The sequence below is a fragment of the Halococcus salifodinae DSM 8989 genome, assembly GCF_000336935.1.
GTDB lineage: Archaea > Halobacteriota > Halobacteria > Halobacteriales > Halococcaceae > Halococcus > Halococcus salifodinae.
The window spans coordinates 40,127-55,676 of record NZ_AOME01000069.1 but is presented as its reverse complement, the minus strand read 5'-3'; the positions used below and the strand labels follow the sequence as shown (position 1 = coordinate 55,676).

Annotated in this window: 18 protein-coding genes; 7 read left to right on the top strand and 11 right to left on the bottom strand. The window is 65.2% G+C overall.

From position 1 onward, the window contains the following. Nucleotides 1-155: 155 nt before the first annotated feature. Nucleotides 156-776: a hypothetical protein gene (locus C450_RS12480; RefSeq protein ID WP_005043897.1), complete on the bottom strand. Its 621-nt coding sequence runs from the start codon at nt 774-776 to the stop codon at nt 156-158. Nucleotides 777-1,267: 491 nt separating this feature from the next. Further along, the gene (locus tag C450_RS12475; RefSeq protein WP_193790517.1) at nt 1,268-2,491 is read right to left on the bottom strand and encodes an endonuclease/exonuclease/phosphatase family protein; all 1,224 of its coding nucleotides are present in this window, start codon (nt 2,489-2,491) and stop codon (nt 1,268-1,270) included. Between the two features lie 524 nt (nt 2,492-3,015). Between C450_RS12475 and C450_RS12470 the strand changes: the two genes are divergently transcribed. The 6 genes from C450_RS12470 (at nt 3,016) to C450_RS12445 (ending at nt 10,470) form a co-directional block, all read left to right on the top strand. Further along, the gene (locus tag C450_RS12470) at nt 3,016-4,728 is read left to right on the top strand and encodes an ABC transporter substrate-binding protein (protein ID WP_005043890.1); all 1,713 of its coding nucleotides are present in this window, start codon (nt 3,016-3,018) and stop codon (nt 4,726-4,728) included. An 82-nt stretch (nt 4,729-4,810) separates the two neighbouring features. After that, entirely contained in the window at nt 4,811-5,800 is a 990-nt protein-coding gene (locus tag C450_RS12465; RefSeq protein WP_005043889.1) for an ABC transporter permease, read from the top strand. Next, nucleotides 5,797-6,813 carry an ABC transporter permease gene (locus C450_RS12460; protein ID WP_005043887.1) on the top strand — a complete coding sequence of 339 codons (1,017 nt, stop codon included), beginning with the start codon at nt 5,797-5,799 and terminating at the stop codon, nt 6,811-6,813. Before C450_RS12465 ends, C450_RS12460 begins: the two co-directional genes overlap by 4 nt. Further along, entirely contained in the window at nt 6,813-8,087 is a 1,275-nt protein-coding gene (locus C450_RS12455) for an ABC transporter ATP-binding protein (protein ID WP_005043885.1), read from the top strand. Before C450_RS12460 ends, C450_RS12455 begins: the two co-directional genes overlap by 1 nt. Next, nucleotides 8,084-9,517 carry an ABC transporter ATP-binding protein gene (locus C450_RS12450; protein WP_005043882.1) on the top strand — a complete coding sequence of 478 codons (1,434 nt, stop codon included), beginning with the start codon at nt 8,084-8,086 and terminating at the stop codon, nt 9,515-9,517. Before C450_RS12455 ends, C450_RS12450 begins: the two co-directional genes overlap by 4 nt. 29 nt (nt 9,518-9,546) lie before the next feature. Then, a complete protein-coding gene (locus tag C450_RS12445; protein WP_005043880.1) occupies nt 9,547-10,470 on the top strand; it encodes a DMT family transporter in 924 nt (307 codons plus the stop codon). 16 nt (nt 10,471-10,486) lie between these two features. Here C450_RS12445 and C450_RS12440 read toward each other — a convergent pair whose 3' ends face one another. The 3 genes from C450_RS12440 to C450_RS12430 form a co-directional block, all read right to left on the bottom strand. Next, entirely contained in the window at nt 10,487-10,759 is a 273-nt protein-coding gene (locus C450_RS12440) for a hypothetical protein (RefSeq protein WP_005043877.1), read from the bottom strand. Nucleotides 10,760-10,953: 194 nt separating this feature from the next. Further along, nucleotides 10,954-11,211, bottom strand: coding sequence for a hypothetical protein (locus tag C450_RS12435; RefSeq protein ID WP_005043874.1), 258 nt, complete (start codon nt 11,209-11,211; stop codon nt 10,954-10,956). Nucleotides 11,212-11,255: 44 nt separating this feature from the next. Beyond that, on the bottom strand, nt 11,256-11,708 hold the full coding sequence (locus C450_RS12430) for a hypothetical protein (protein ID WP_005043871.1): 453 nt from the start codon (nt 11,706-11,708) through the stop codon (nt 11,256-11,258). 109 nt (nt 11,709-11,817) lie between these two features. Between C450_RS12430 and C450_RS12425 the strand changes: the two genes are divergently transcribed. After that, a complete protein-coding gene (locus tag C450_RS12425) occupies nt 11,818-12,147 on the top strand; it encodes a hypothetical protein (protein WP_080510313.1) in 330 nt (109 codons plus the stop codon). A 37-nt stretch (nt 12,148-12,184) separates the two neighbouring features. Here the strand turns inward: C450_RS12425 and gvpM are convergent, their stop codons facing one another. The 6 genes from gvpM to C450_RS12395 are packed head-to-tail and all read right to left on the bottom strand — an operon-like array spanning nt 12,185 to nt 15,543. Then, a complete protein-coding gene (gvpM, locus tag C450_RS12420) occupies nt 12,185-12,454 on the bottom strand; it encodes a gas vesicle protein GvpM (RefSeq protein WP_005043866.1) in 270 nt (89 codons plus the stop codon). Then, nucleotides 12,451-13,290, bottom strand: a complete 840-nt coding sequence (gvpL, locus tag C450_RS12415) for a gas vesicle protein GvpL (protein ID WP_005043863.1) — start codon at nt 13,288-13,290, stop codon at nt 12,451-12,453. Before gvpL ends, gvpM begins: the two co-directional genes overlap by 4 nt. Then, complete coding sequence (locus C450_RS12410) at nt 13,283-13,606, bottom strand: gas vesicle protein K (RefSeq protein ID WP_005043861.1); 324 nt, start codon at nt 13,604-13,606, stop codon at nt 13,283-13,285. The genes gvpL and C450_RS12410 overlap by 8 nt, the downstream gene beginning before the upstream one ends. Then, nucleotides 13,593-14,090, bottom strand: a complete 498-nt coding sequence (gvpJ, locus tag C450_RS23235) for a gas vesicle protein GvpJ (RefSeq protein ID WP_005043860.1) — start codon at nt 14,088-14,090, stop codon at nt 13,593-13,595. Before gvpJ ends, C450_RS12410 begins: the two co-directional genes overlap by 14 nt. Then, the gene (locus C450_RS12400) at nt 14,083-15,042 is read right to left on the bottom strand and encodes a hypothetical protein (protein WP_005043858.1); all 960 of its coding nucleotides are present in this window, start codon (nt 15,040-15,042) and stop codon (nt 14,083-14,085) included. The genes gvpJ and C450_RS12400 overlap by 8 nt, the downstream gene beginning before the upstream one ends. 3 nt (nt 15,043-15,045) lie before the next feature. Continuing rightward, nucleotides 15,046-15,543 carry a hypothetical protein gene (locus tag C450_RS12395; protein ID WP_005043856.1) on the bottom strand — a complete coding sequence of 166 codons (498 nt, stop codon included), beginning with the start codon at nt 15,541-15,543 and terminating at the stop codon, nt 15,046-15,048. Between the last annotated feature and the right edge of the window lie 7 nt (nt 15,544-15,550).

Below are 15,550 nucleotides of genomic sequence, written 5' to 3'. Positions count from 1 at the left end.
CTCCCGTTCGCATTCGTGTCCCTCCCTTCGGTCGCATCTCTTATAGGTTCATGGGCCGCCCGGTTGTGTTCGGGGGTTGCATTTGCCGGGCCAACGACCGACAGCGTCGCCGTATCGGTCCGACGCCGGCAACCCGGTCACGGAGCGACGCCGCCTCAATCGCTGGCGGGGCGATCGGCACGCGAGGGTGGTGGGACCTCCTCGCGGCGGTCGACGGCTGGGATCGGGCGCACACACCGGTTGGTCTCGTCGTTGACGTGGCCGTACTGGTCTGGAGCGTTGGCGAGCGGATGGGCAGGGTTCTCGCCGCTCTGGATGCGCGCCACGCGACACGCCCCGAACTCTCGGAGGCGTGCCCGGATCCCGCGCCAGTGGTGGCGCGAATCCGCGGGGACCGACACCGGGTGAGTTCGCCAGTCCGAGCGGCGGGCGGCGAGCACAGTCCGGTTCGCGTTCGCCGCGAGCGCATCGTGATCGACGAGGACGCCCACGCGGGTCCCCGGCGGCGTGCGCGCGGCGAGCACGTCGAGGCCGAGATGGAGCGCGCGGTACTCGGCGACGTTGTTGTCCGGCGGGTCGTCGGGAATCGAGAGCCGTGCGACGCGCTCGCCGTCGCGGGTTTCGATCACGACGCCGAGGCCGCCACCCGCGGCGCGAAAGGACCCGTCGGTGGCGACGTAGAACTCCCGATGGTGGGTCCGCGGCGGGTGGGCGATGTGGGGGGTGGGCGAGTCGTCGAACAGATCCCGGAGGGTCGGCCGGCCGTAGGCGGCCATGCTAACGCTATCACACACGCAACCTTAACAGTACGGGCTGCTGGGGCCGGTCGACGACGCCCGGGGGTGCGGGATCAGTGTGTCACGGGTGCTCGCCGCCCGTTTTGATTCACCTGATCACCGGATTTTGTACATCGATTCGTCGAAGGTGTTCTGCTCGGGTGACCACCCGGACGCACAGGCGGTGACTGGCTTGCGTTCGTCCAGCGCATCTTCGATCGCGGACACGAGATCGGAGGGATGAGCCTCGGCGTTGCATATCGAAATCGTTCGATCGATGACCCGATGTGCAGGATTCGGACGACGTGATTCTCGATCCGGAACACCGTGGAGTAGTGCGAGGCGGATTTTTCTCAGATCGCCGACATAGTTGCTCCAGCAGAGCCGTAGCGAAGAGAAGTGGCGGAGCAACCGACGTGCTTCAGCGGATATCCACCGGACGCAGTATAGAATCGTTCCAGTATTGGACGATGAACGGATGGTCGAATCGGTTATCGTGATGGTCGTCCGGAGGCCCCTCGCTGCCGGTTGTCGATATCTGCCCAGACCATCCGGTGGTCCGACGCAGTGTCGACGGCCTCGCCGAGCCCGCGTTTGGATGCGTTCTTGCTCGGCCAGACGACTGAGGACGACCGCAACGAGAGATCCGGCGACGGAAGGACCCAATCGACTTTCGGTCTGGCATCGAAGGTGGCGGTCGCGTACGGGTTGCCTCGTTGTGCGCCACCCGGACTCGTCGGCAGACGTCGGGTGGTGAAATCGTCGTTTTCGATGAAGTACTTCGTCGCCGGATCGAGTGGTTCATCCCCCGGACCGGCGTTCATATCGCCCATCAGGACGTACGAGGCGTCGTCCGCGAGTCCACCCTTCCTCCCGCTGTCGTCGTAGATGTAGTCCGCCCCGGCGACGTAATCCGCGAAGAACCGCACCTCGTCGTGATTCCACCGCCCGTTGAAGTTGTTCGGGCCGTCGAAGACGGGCGGGGTCGGGTGGCTGAACAGTCCATGAACCGTCCCACCGTCTACCTCGAACGGGACATCGATGTGGGTTTTCGAGGAGAGTCGATAGACATCCGTCTCGGCCTCCGTCAGGTAGATGCCATCCGTATCGACCCCGGCCTCACCCGCGAGCGGAATCAGGTTCCCGGGCATATCGGTCCAGCGGAACTTCTGGAACGACCGGATGTTAGCCTCGTCGAACGGATGTTTGCTTGCGATCCCGAACGCGTACTGGCCGGGGAAGACACCGAACCCGAACGCATCACCCGGGCGTTCGCCGGCGGTGCCGTCCTTGTTGAAGTCGTACGACTCCTCGGGGAGGACGCCCGTGTTGCTGGTCGGTTGGAGCGTATATTCATACTCGATCCCGTCGAGGGTTCGATGCTGTGGTTCACTGAGATAGTTGTCGACGAACGCTTGGATGTTCGTCTTCTCCGTAGGAACGCCGTCTGCAACTCTCGCTTTTTGGATGTTGTTGGCAAGTTCGTTAACGACGATGACGTCCGGGTCGATCTCCTGAATCACACGAGCGGCAGCAGCGGCTTGTTCGTCGCCCTTCTGTTGTACCTGCTCCGTGTTCAGGTCCACAACGTTGAACGCCGCGTATCGAGTGCCGCTTCCTCGGCCCGCTGCGTTCGCTGTTCCGATGAGAGTCGATGATGCGGCGACCGAGCCTGCGACTTTCAGAAAGCCTCGCCGATCGGTATATGATGACACACTCCGGAGTCTGCAGGTCCCTATCCATAACGACTGGGATTGCGGTAAACGACAGGAGCGCTGTTCTTGAACCGTTGATTCGGAAAGTGAGTTCCCGTGTGTCGGGAAATCGCCCATCAGCGAACGCCGGACCCTCGGCTAGAGTATAATCGAGTGTGTAGTATTACGAGACAGTCACTACGGTCATCGAGCACGGGTACTTCGATATCGCCATGGAACGACCGCTACGGAGTTCGTCAGCGCATTCGGTGTTTTTCATCGAGAACGCTCCAAGCGACTCCGTCGGTCGACCAAGACCCTGGTCAAGAGTGCACCACTCGTTGTGGAAATGAAAATAACCCTTTTCGATCGATAATCGGCAGAATCAGCCGTACTAGGTCACGAACATATCTGCTCTATGAACGCCGGAACTGGCTTTCGTTCGGTGTATCGCTTGAGACGCCAGTGAGAAAACAGAAGTTGGACCAGTAGGGCTGTTAACCCCTACCGTAGCATATATACCACGATGCGCCAATGTGCGGAACATGGTTGACACGGACGATCGTTCGACGAGCCGGCGGCGCTTCCTCGCGCTCGCCGGGAGCGCGGCAGCGACGACCGCGCTCGCCGGCTGTTCCGGCGGTGGTGGCAACGGTGGCAACAACGGTTCTGGCGGCGGTGGCAACGCCAGCGGCGGAGCCGATACCGCAGAGAGCACGCCCAGCGGCGGAGCGGAGGACGGGAACGGTACCGCAGCCGGCAACGAAAGCGGCGGTGGCAACGAGAGCGGGGGCGGATCGGGCACCGGCGAGTTCGCGGTGACGATCACGCAGGGTCAACCACCATCGACGCTCGACCCGCAGAACCACCGCGAGACGCCGACCGACAACGTGGTGCTCCACGCCTACGAGGGTGTGCTCGCACGCGATGCAGAGGGCAAGGTTATCCAAAAGCTCGCCACCGACTACGAGCGCGTCGAGGAGGGGCGGGTGCGCTTCACGCTCCAGGAGGGGGTCACCTTCCACAACGGCGACGACCTCACCCCCGAAGACGTCGCCTTCAGCGTCAATCGGATCGTCAAAGAGGACGTCGGATTCGCCAGTCCCCAGGCCGACCAGCTCGCTGGCGTGACCGGCGCGGAAGTCGTCGACGGCGAGCGCGCGGTCGACGTGATGTCGGACGGGTTCAACCCGATCGTCTTCGCGTCGTTTGCGACCTATGGCGACATCATGCAGCAGTCGTGGGTCGAGGAACGCTCCCAGGAGGAGATCGCCCAGAACATGAACGGCACCGGGCCGTTTCAGCTCGATGCCTACGAACAGGGCGTCCGCGTGGTGCTCTCGCGCTACGAGGACTACTGGCGCGAGCCGGCCGACATCTCACAGCTCACGTTCAACGCCGCTGAGGAGTCGAGTACCCGTGTCAACCAGCTGCTGGAGGGCGAGACCGATGTGGCAGTCAACGTCCCGCCCCAAGACGCCCAGCGGGTTCGTTCCAGCAACAGCGCGGGACTGAGCGCGGTCCCGAGCACGCGTGTCATCTACAACGCGATGCGCTACGACGTCGAGCCGTTTTCGAGCCCCCAGTTCCGCCAGGCGATGAACTACGCGGTGAACCTCCAGGGGATCATCGAGAACGTGCTTTCGGGGTTCGCCGATCCGACGGGGCAGCCGACCCTGGAGGGGTTCGTCGGGTACAACGGCAACGTCGAGCCCTATCCACAAGATCAGGATCGAGCCGAGTCGCTGGTCGAGGAGAGTGGTTTTGCGGGCGCGGAGATCACGCTCCACACGCCAGTCGGACGCTACCTCAAGGACGTCGAGATCGCCCAGGCGGTCGTGAGCCAGATCGACTCGCTCTCGAACGTCTCGTGTGGGATCAGCCAGCGCGAGTTCAGCACGCTCGCGGGCGAACTCACCGACGGCGACATCACGACCGGCCCGGACTTCTACCTGATCGGGTGGGGCAACGCCACGTTCGACGCGAGCCAGACGATCATTCCGCTGTTGACGAGCGACGGTGCACTCACCTCCTACAGCAACGACGAGCTCGACTCGCTCATTTCGGAGGCCCAGTCCACGAGCGACGAGGAGCGGCGTGCGTCGCTCCTCAAAGAGGCGAACGCGCTCTGTCGCGAGCAAGCCCCGTGGATCTTCCTGAATCGCCAGTACAGCGTCTACGGCGTGAACAATCGGGTAGAGTGGAGCGCGCGCCGCGACGAGCGCATCAACGCCTACGCGATGAGCGAGACGAACTGACAACCCGAATGGAGTCACCTCGCCAACGACCCCGGTACGCGGTCGGCGAACGGACGGTGTCGACGGCGGGAGGGCGACACTGATGCCGACCGGTCGATTCCTCCTCAAGCGAACGCTCCAGGGCGTGTTCGTGATCTGGGGGGTCGTGACCGTTGTCTTCCTCCTGCGTTTCGTCACGCCGGGCAACCCGATCACGTTCGTCGCGCCGCTCGACGCGAGCCAGGCGCTCCGCGAGCAGATCGCCGTCGAACTCGGTCTGAACCGTCCGATATACGTCCAGTACATCGATTACCTCCTCAACCTCCTCCAGGGCGACATGGGCTACTCGTACATCTCGGGCACCGCAGCGAGCACCCGCATCTTCAACCGGCTGCCCGCGACGCTCGAGCTCGCGATCGCGTCGAGCATCGTCGCCGTCGTGCTGTCGATCCCACTCGGCGTGATCAGCGCGACCCATCGCCACCAGCCTGCCGACTACGGCGCGACCACGTTCTCGTTGGTGGGGATCAGCACGCCCAACTTCTGGCTCGGCATCATGCTGGTGCTCGTGCTCGCCGTCCAGTTCGGCCTGTTCCCGACGAGTCGGCGGGTCGTCGGCTTTCTTCCCGCAATAGAGATGCTGTTCTCCGAAGGAAGTTTCGACGGCCTCGTGACATGGCTCGCCCACATCACGCTGCCGGCAATCACGCTCGGCACCTATTTTACCGCGCTCATCACCCGCCTCACCAGAAGCGGGATGCTCGACGAGCTCGGCAAGACCTACATCCGGGCCTCGCGTGCGAAAGGGTTGCCCGAGACGCTCGTGCGGTACAAACACGCCCTCCGGAACACGCTGATCCCCGTCATCACGGTGGTGGGCCTGCAGCTGGGAACGCTGATCGGCGGCGCGGTCATCACCGAGGCGGTGTTCGCGTGGCCCGGGCTCGGTACCTTAGTAATCAACGCGATCAACGCGCGTGACTGGCCGATGATCCAGGGCTCGCTGATCGTGATCGGGGCTGGATTCGTGATCGTCAATCTCCTCGTTGACGCGCTGTACGCCTCGCTCAACCCGCAGGTGGCGAACGAATGATCCAACCACGCACCCTCCGGAACCTCCAGCGCGAACTCCGCGGCAACGCCCTGGCGAAAGTCGGGATCGTGCTCGTGGTCGCGGTCGTGCTGGTGGCGGTGCTCGCGCCCGTACTCGCCCCGCAGAACCCCTTCGATCAGGACCTCAACAACTCGTCGCTCCCACCCCTTGGATTCAGCACACAGACCAATGAGACCTCCTCACAGATGGTCGACGGCGAGATCCAGATCGTGAACGAAACCACGAACATCAGCGCGAGCGCTGCCCACCCTCTTGGTACTGACTCGCTCGGCCGCGACATGCTCTCGCGGGTGCTCTACGGCGCACGGACCTCACTGCTCGTCGGCGTTCTTGGTACTGCGATCGCCACCGTCCTCGGCGTCACAGTCGGGTTATCGGCGGGCTATTATGGGGGAAAAGTCGACGACGCGCTGATGCGGGGCGCAGACGTGATGCTCGCGTTCCCGTCGCTCGTGCTCGCGGTCGCGCTCGTGGGGCTGTTCGGCGGCGCGACAGTCAGAGTGCCCGATCCGATCGTCGCGCTCGGATTCGCTCCCGGGATGCCCGACTCGTTCGCGCTGCCTGGCACCGTGATCCTCGTGGTCGCACTGGTCAACTGGGTGTGGTTCGCCCGCGTCGCGCGGGGCGAGGCACTCTCGATCACCGACGCCGAGTACGTCAAGGCCGCGCGGTCGGTCGGCGCGAGCGATCGGTTCATCCTCCGGAAACACGTGCTGCCGAACAGTATCACCCCGATTCTGGTGCTCGCGACCATCCAGATCGCGGCGATCATCCTCCTCGAAAGCTCGCTGTCGTATCTCGGGTTCTCGGGCGCGAACCTCTCGTGGGGGTTCGATATCGCGCAGGGCCGTGACTACCTCGCCACCGCGTGGTGGATCTCGACGATGCCAGGCATCGCGATCGTGCTGACCGTGATCGGCGTCAACCTGATCGGCGACTGGCTCCGCGACGCGCTCGATCCCGGGATCGAGGGCGAGGGAGGTGGTGCGTGATGGCCGGCGGTGAAAGCTCCGAGCCCCTGCTCGACGTTCGCGACCTCACGACCCGATTCTTCACCGAGGAGGGCCAGGTCAACGCGGTCGAATCGGTCGATTTCACCGTCCACGACGGCGAGGTGTTCGGCGTGGTCGGCGAGTCGGGTTCCGGGAAATCGGTCACAGCGCTCTCGATCATCGATCTCGTGGAGTCACCCGGCGAGATCGTCTCAGGCGAGGTCTGGTATCGCGACGCCGACCTCGCGGGCGAGATGGGCGACGATCATCCCGACGCCGTCGACGGGGACAGAGTGGATCTCCGGCGCGTGCCCCCCGAGGTCCGGCGTTCGCTCCGGGGCTCGTCGGTGAGTATGATCTTCCAGGACCCGATGAGCAGCTTCAACCCCTCGATCTCCGTGGGCGAGCAGATCGCTGAGGCGGTCGAGGTCCAGCGCCGCGCGAGCGCGAACCCGCGCTCGACCCGCTCGCGCACCCAGGGGTTCGGATTGGGATCGATGGTGGCGAGCACGGTCATTCCGACTCGCGATTACGTCGGCGAGGAGAGTCACGAACGTGCGATCGAACTCCTCGGCCAGGTCGGGATCCCCGATCCCGAAGCACGCGCCGAGGAGTACCCCCACCAGTACTCGGGAGGAATGCTCCAGCGCGCGATGGTCGCCCAGGCGCTCGCGGGCGAGCCAGATCTCCTGATCGCCGACGAGCCCACCACCGCCCTCGATGTCACCATCGAGGCCCAGATTCTGAATCTCCTCGCCGACCTCCAGGACGAACTCGACATGGCGATCGTGCTGATCACCCACGACCTCGGTGTGATCGCCAGAACGTGCGATCGACTCGGGGTGATGTACGCCGGCGAGATCGTCGAGCACGGTAATCTGGAGGCCGTGTTCGACAGTCCAGCACATCCCTACACTCAGGGACTGCTGGGATCGATCCCGGATCTCGACGATCCTGCCCCGCGGCTCGATCCCATCGAGGGCAACGTCCCGAGCCTGCTCGCGGCGGAGATGGACGACCGGTGTTACTTCGCCGATCGGTGTCCGAAAGCGATGGAAGAATGCCTCGACAAGCCGCCATCGTTCGCGGTCGACGGTGCGGGCGTTGCTGAGGGGGCGGACAGGGCGGAAGCGGATGCGGCAGGAGCGAACGGGGCAGGAGGCGGCGCGACCGCTCACACCGCGAAGTGCTACCTCGCCGATCACGAGTTCGACGAGGCACGCGCACTATCGGAGGAATACTTCGACGAATCCAACGAAGGAACTGACACATGAGCGAACGACTCGATCACGACGAGACCGACGTGGACGAAACGCGGACCGTGGGATCGAACGAACCGCTGGTAAGCGTCGACGGTCTCGAAAAGCACTACTACGAGAACGACTCGCTGTTCGATCGCCTGCTCGGGCGCGACCCGACCGCCGTCAGGGCGGTCGACGGCGTGGAGTTCGCGGTCGAGCGCGGCGAAACCCTCGGACTGGTCGGTGAATCGGGCTGTGGGAAGTCGACCACCGGCGAAACCCTGCTGGGGCTCCGCGAAGCGACCGCAGGGACCGTGCGTTTCGACGGCGAACCGGTCGCGGAGCTGTCCGGCGACGAGGAAAAGGCGTTTCGTCGGCGTGCGGGGATCGTCTTTCAGGACCCGTTTTCGAGCCTCGATCCCCGCCAGACCGTCGGCGAAATCGTCGCCGAGCCCCTCCAGGTTCACGGCTTGCCGAAACCCGCAGCTGACGTCGGGGTCGCCGTCGTGGACGCCGGCCGGGACGTGGCCGCCAGCGAGAGCCCGGATGTCGAAGAGAAAACCGATACCGACGCGGTGACGATCGAGGGCGGCGATCTCGTCGCCAGCGAGGCGGCGGCTTTCGTCGTTCGCGTCGACCGCACCGGCGAAGAACCGACGGTACGCATCGAGGAGCGTGCGGACGTGAACGCCTCCGTCCGCGAGGACGACGTGACAGTGAGCGATACTGGTGTGACTGTCGCCGTCGGAACGGATCGCTCCCGGCTGCGTCGCGAGCGCGTCGCCGACCTCCTCGAACGGGTCGGCCTCTCGGCGGCCCAGCGCGAGCGCTACCCCCACGAGTTTTCGGGCGGTCAGCGCCAGCGCGTCGGGATCGCCCGTGCGCTCGCGCTCGATCCCGAGTTCGTCGTGCTTGACGAACCCGTGAGCGCGCTCGACGTCTCCGTCCAGGCCCAGATCCTGAATCTCCTGGGGGATCTCCAGGACGAGTTCGACCTCACCTACCTGTTCATCGCCCACGACCTCTCCGTTGTGCGGCATATCTCGGATCGCGTCGCGGTGATGTATCTCGGCGAGATCGTGGAGATCGGCCCCGTGGAACCGATCTTCGAGCACCCGAGCCATCCCTACACCGAGGCGCTACTCGAAAGCGTTCCGCGCGCGAACACCGCCGAGCGCGACCGCGATGTCGAGGCACTCGCGGGCGACGTGCCATCGCCACGTGATCCGCCATCGGGCTGCCGGTTCCACACGAGGTGTCCCCACGCCCGCGAGGCGTGCCGCGAGGACGATCCGGACCGGTTCGACGCGGGATCGAACCACGAGGCGGCGTGTTTCCGGGCGATCGACGACCATCCCTACTGGCAGAGCACGCCACTCGAACCCCCCGAAGAGCGGGCACAGGCCACGGACGCCGACCTGGAAGAGGAGGGCGAGTGGGCGGCGGATGAGTCGAGTGCGTAACGTTCAGGTCGTCGCCTCGCGGAGATCCTGTGGTGCGCTATCGCAACCTCCTCGCATTTCTCGTCCTCGCCGGGCTGTGGGGGACCGCGTTCATGGCGATCAAGGCGGGCCTCACGTACTTCCCGCCCGTCCTGTTCGCGGCGTTTCGATACGACGTCGCCGGTCTCATGATGCTCGGCTACGCAGTCTACGCGACCGACCGGTGGCTGCCCCGGAGCCGAAACGAGTGGGCGCTCGTCGGGGTCGGCGCGGTCTTTCTGATCGCCGCGTACCACGCCTTCCTGTTCGTCGGCGAGCAGGGGACCACCAGCGCGGCCGCGTCGGTCGTCGTCAGCCTCTCGCCCGTGCTGACGACCGCGTTCGCGCGGGTGTTTCTCCCCAGCGAGCGCCTCACGACCGCCGGCATCGCTGGCATCCTGCTCGGACTCGTCGGCGTGGTCGTGCTGACCAGCCCGAACCCGGCGAACCTCCTCGGCGGAAACCTGCTCGCGGAGGGGCTCGTGTTCGCGGCGGCGTTCGCGTTCGCGCTCGGCAGCGTGCTGACTCGTCGGATCCCTGCCGATCTTCCGATCGAAACGATGGAAGCGTGGTCGATGGTCGGCGGCGCAGTCCTGTTACACGGTGTGAGCGTCGCTCTCGGCGAGTCGTTCGGGGCAGTCACCGTCACGCCGGGTGCGCTCGCCGCGCTCGCGTATCTCTCGATCGGGGCGAGCGCGGTCGGCTTCCTCATCTACTTCGATCTGCTCGATCGGCTCGGCCCCATCGAGATCAACCTCGTCTCGTACGTCGCGCCGGTGTTCGCCGCGATCTCGGGCGCGCTCGTCCTCGACGAATCGATCGATGCGGCGACGATCGCCGGGTTCGTGTTGATCTTCACGGGATTCGTGTTGCTCAAGCATCGGACGATCGCCGCAGAGTGGCCTCGGCTTCGGGCGGCGCTCTCGGGCGAGTGAAACGCAACCGGCCACGTCAGGCGCGGTGGGCGTGGCCGGCGACGACCGCGACGGCGTTCAATCCCAACAACCCGACGAACAGCGCCACTTCCGCCCCGTTCGAGAGTCCAGTTGCGAGCAGTACGAGAGTGACGACGGGCAGCCCGACTGCCAGCCAGAACGCGATCGCCTGGATCGGTTGTGTCCGGGGATCGTCCCGGTAGTTCGCGTACAGCGACGCGAGCGTTGCGTCGACCCCGTCCGTCTCGCCGGTCCCACGGGCGAGCACTCGTTCAGTCCTCCGTGACATACTGACGGCCCCGAACGATCTATCTCACTGGAGTGACTTATACTATGGTGAGCGTTGACGCACTTTCGTGGCAGAGTAGCAACAGTAATGCGGCGTTTCGATAGCGATAGATGGGGTCGAGACGACCGCTTCGGAGTTCTCGGCCGTTTTTCGACGGTTCGAGACCAGCGAGTCCGAAGCAGTATGGGGACTGCTCACTCATCGAGTGCGGCACGGAGTGCGGCGCGGCGCTCGGGGTCGAAGTCGCGTGCGAGGTCGGCGGCGAACGGGCTGGCTTCGAGGGTGGCGAACGCGCGCTCGGTCTTCTCACGGATGCGGTCGATCGACGCCTCGACCGCCGCGACCGAGCTGTCGCGCTCGTCGGCGATGGTCACGGGGTCGGTTCCCTCGGCGAGCGCGGCAGCGATCGCTTCCTCTTCGTGACTCAGGATCGATGGCGTGTCGTCGCTCATGGCGCACGATAGCCCCGGCCATCGGATAAACCGGACGAGACGACTCAGCCGAGCACGACCACGTCGACGCTGTGGGGATCGGCCGATCCGCTGTGGGGGCCGTCCGGTCCATCGAGCGCGATCGAGTCGACGATCGATCCAGCGAGCGCCTCGCGCCACGCCGTCATCGCCGCCGCGTGGCGCTCGTGATGAGTCTCGACGGAGTACGCCGCGTCGGGATCGTCGCGGAGTCGATCGGCGGTCCCGTCCGGCGTCGGGCGGACCGGCGGGTCCGCGACGAGCCGCGAAGGCGCGACGTGGATCGGGTCCGGATCGTCGCTTGCGGCGTACTCGCCGTCGTGTTCGACGTGGAGTCGCGCCCGCATTCGGCCGTCGAACGGCGGCGTCACCCGGAGCACCGTCCGGGGACCGTCGTTCCGGTTGGCCTCGATCGCGGCCACCACGTCCTCGGCGTGGACCGCGATCGAGCGGACGTCGCGGTAGGTGCTCGCGGTCATCGGAGCAGGGTTGTCGATCGACGCCCCTAAACGATACGCCGGCTGGTGGCGGCGGCGTCCCGAGACGTATATCCGAACGTTTTCGTTGCACGGTCCGATCGATATGATAATGGATCGACGGCAGTATCTCGCCGGTTGGGGAAGTATGACTGGGTTCGCGTTGCTCGCCGGCTGTTCACAGCTCGCCAGCAGAAGTGGCAACGAGAGCGGCGACGGCGAAAGTAACAGTACCAATGGTGACAACGGCGAAAGCAGCGACAGTAACAGTAGTGGGAGCGAAAGCAGCGATGGTAGTGACGACACCGGCAGCGACGGCGAAGCGCTCGAAACGGGGCAGACACCACCCAAGGAAACCGGGACGCCGTTCGAGAACACCGCGACGGTTCCCGAAGGCGAGGGACTCGAAACCGGCCAAGCACCGAACGAGACGAGCGAATAGAGCGATCGTTCGACGACGATGTCGCCGTGCGTCCCTGTTATTCGTCGGTTTTCGTGTTCGTCTGTTCGTCGTCCGTGTCCGCATCCTCGGCGTCGAGCGCGCGTCGTCGGTGGGCCGCGTCCCACTCCTCGAAGATGCCGTACTCGGTCATCGTATCCATCCCCGCGAGTGCGGCGCGGAGTTTCAACCCCACCAGCGGGATGTCGGCGACCGAGATGATGACGTCGGCCTGGAGCACGACTCCGTCGCGAAGGATCGCGTCAACGAGATCGACCACCGCGCCGTTCTCGGGTTTCGAGGGTTTCATTCGTCGAACGTCGGGGCGAACGTGTACGGTGGCCACGGGCCAGTGAAGCGCACCTCGACACCCGACTCGGCCGCCACCTCGTCGAGCGTGTCGCCGATCGCCTCGGCGTCCGATTCGTGTGCCAGCAGCGAGACGCGGGCCTGTGTGGTACGTTCGCTGTCGTCTTGGGACGTGTCGTTCGCACGATCCTCGTCGTCGAGCGTCGTCGTGCGCTCTGGCGAGAGCTCTCGAATCTCGCTGGCGAGCGGATCGAGTCGTTCGGCCAGTTCCCGCGTTCGCTCGGCCTGGCGTTCGTGGCGTAGTTCGTCGAGGCGCTGCTCGTACTGGGTTTCGAGGAGATGAGCGGTTCCCTCGCCCGCCGACTCGATCCGATCGACGAGCTCCGCGAGTCGATCGTCGTCGGCCGCGAGGTCCTCGTCGAGAACCGCGTCGTCCCGGCTGACTTCGACTCGGTACTCCCAGTGATCCGCCAGCGTATCGAGATGGGGGGTTAGCGTTGCCGACTCCTCGGTGAGCCACTCGCGCACGCGGTCGTCGTCGCCGGTCAGGATGGTGTCGAACTGGAAGGGCAACGGCGTCCCGAAGCGCTCGCCCGCCGCATCGATCGTCGCCTGGTGATCGAGGAGCCACTTTCGGACCACGTCGGGATCGGCAGCGTCGTAGAGTGCGTCGCAGGTGTGGACCACCGCACCGAGATCGTCCTCGACGACGAGATACACCGGTTCGTCGTCGACACCCGTCCGTGCGAGTTGCTCACCGGTGGCCGTCTCGTCGTCGACGGTCACGACACAGTAGAGATATCGGCCAGTTGTGAACTCGCTCGCCGACTCACTCATCCCGAATCACGCCCTGCTCGGCCCGGTCGGATTCGTTCGCCCGATGGACGAGATCGGTGACGAGCTCGTCGAGTTCACCCCGAAGATCGTCGACCGGTTCGGACACCTCCGCCTCGGCTTCGAGCCGATCGATCTCTTCCTCGACTGCCGCGAGCTGCGTGCCGAGGCGCTCGACCTCCTCGTCGGTCAGCTCGCCCGACTCCATCCGGCGGATCGCCTCGCGTTCCAAGGCGTCGACGAGGATCTCGATGACCGCGAGCACCAGCGTCATCAGCCCGTCGGCGGCGTCGTCGCCGTCGAGGTCAATCTTCGTCATCGCTTTCCCCGGCGGTTTCGTCCGATTCGTCCGGTTCGTCCTCGTCACCGTTGCCGCCCTCGGTCTCGTCGGTCTCGCCGCCGGAACGTCCGCCGATCCGCGGTCTCGCACCGACGCCGGGCTCCGAGGGTTGCTTCGCGTCGTCGTCGGATTCGCTCTCGTCGCTCGTGATCGGCGGCTCGGAGAGCCACGACCCGCTCTCGTTGATCACCGGCTCGTCGCGCTCGTCGTCGAGTTCCTCGACCGGTGTCCGGTCCGAGGCCGCCTCGACCCGACGCATGTCCGTTCCGTCGGGGAACTCCAGTCCGTACTCCGCGGCGGTCTCGAAGGAGGCGAGCGCCGCCCGGAGCTGGACACCGAGGAGCTCGGTATCACCGACCGAAACCGCGATGTCGGCGTTGATCACGACACCCTTGTCGAGCAGCATCTCGACCACGTCCGCGAGGCTGTCGCTTCGCCGCGTTGGGCCACCGCTGTCACTCATCGTGCTCCTCCGCCGCCCGGTCGAGGCGCGACCCGTAGAGCCGTGGACGATTCGGGGCCGAGGAGTACCGCGTCTCCTCGGGCACCGTCGAAAACGCCGTGGTGCCGCTCATGTCGGTTCGTGTACTCGGGATCGAGGAATAAGCCGTCGGATTCCGCGAGTCGGGCTGTTCGACGTCCTCGGTTCGGGCCTCGTTTTCCTCTTTGAGCTCCTTGACCCGTTCTCTGGTGTCGAGCAAGCTCTCCCTGAACTCCCCGACGGCGTCGCTGAGCTTCGATTGAACCCGCTGCTGGATCGTCTCGGACGGCACCTCGATATCGTCGCGTTCGGTACCGTCTTCGGTGGCGACCGCGCTCTCGGCACCCTCGCCACCGGCGTCGGTATCGCTGTCGTCCCCGCCGTCACCGACGAGGGATCGGAGCTTCTCGATCGGACCGTCCTCGTCGTCCCCGTTGTCGGTCACGTCGCCGGCGGCATCGTCGAGTTCGCGTTTGTTCCGCCAGAACTCGCGGACGTCGACTGCGTTCCAGAGTTCGCCGAGTTCGACGATCTGGAGGAGTTTGCGATACTTCACGGCCTCGCCGGGATCGCCCTCCGCGATCGCGTCGGGAACCTCGCCCGCCTCGATCGCGGCCGGTAGCTCCGAGAGGTCGACGGCTTCGGGGAGATCGGTGAGATCGATCGTTTCGAGGAGCTCCTCGATCTCCTCGATGACCGCGACGAGATCGTCGACGTCCTCACGGACCTCCTCGAAGGGGTCGTCGCTTTCGTGGGCGGTGAGCAGCGCCTCGACGTCGCCCATCGCCCGGTCGATCAGAGCGTCGATGTCAGGGGCATCGGTTCCCGTCTCGTCACCCGTACTGTCGCCTTCGTCCGTCTTTTCGACCGTCTCGGACAGCTCGTCGAGCGTCTCCTCGACGCCCTCACCGTCGGCAGTCGACTGGTCGCTCACGGCTCATCCGTCCTCCGAGCGGTCTTCGAGTTCGCCCATCAGCTGATCGGCCAGCGACTGGAGCTCCCCGGTCGACAGCTCGTCGAGGTCTTCGGGTAGCTCCGAGGAATCGGTGTCCGCTTCGGTTTCGTCGTCGGTCTCGTCGGTCTCATCGGTCGAGCTCCCGACGAGACGCCCGGCTCCCTCTCCGTCCTCCATCGTGTCGAGATAGCTCGTCGCGAGCGTGACCATCCGCTCGTCGAGTTCGAACTCCCGACCGATCGCCTCGCCCAGTCGGCGACCGATCAGCCCGCCGAGCGTTCGGCCGACCGATTCGCCCATCTCGGGGAGATCGGCACTGCCCGAAGTCGTGGTATCTGGGGCGTCCGATTCGTCCTCACTGGACTCACTCTCGGCGGTGTCGTCGGTACCGCTGTCGAGGAGTCCGCTCATGCCCCCGTCGGAGCCGAGCTGTGCTTTCAGTTCCGAGATCTTTTCGGCGGTTTCGTCTCGTTGGCTCATGGGTGAT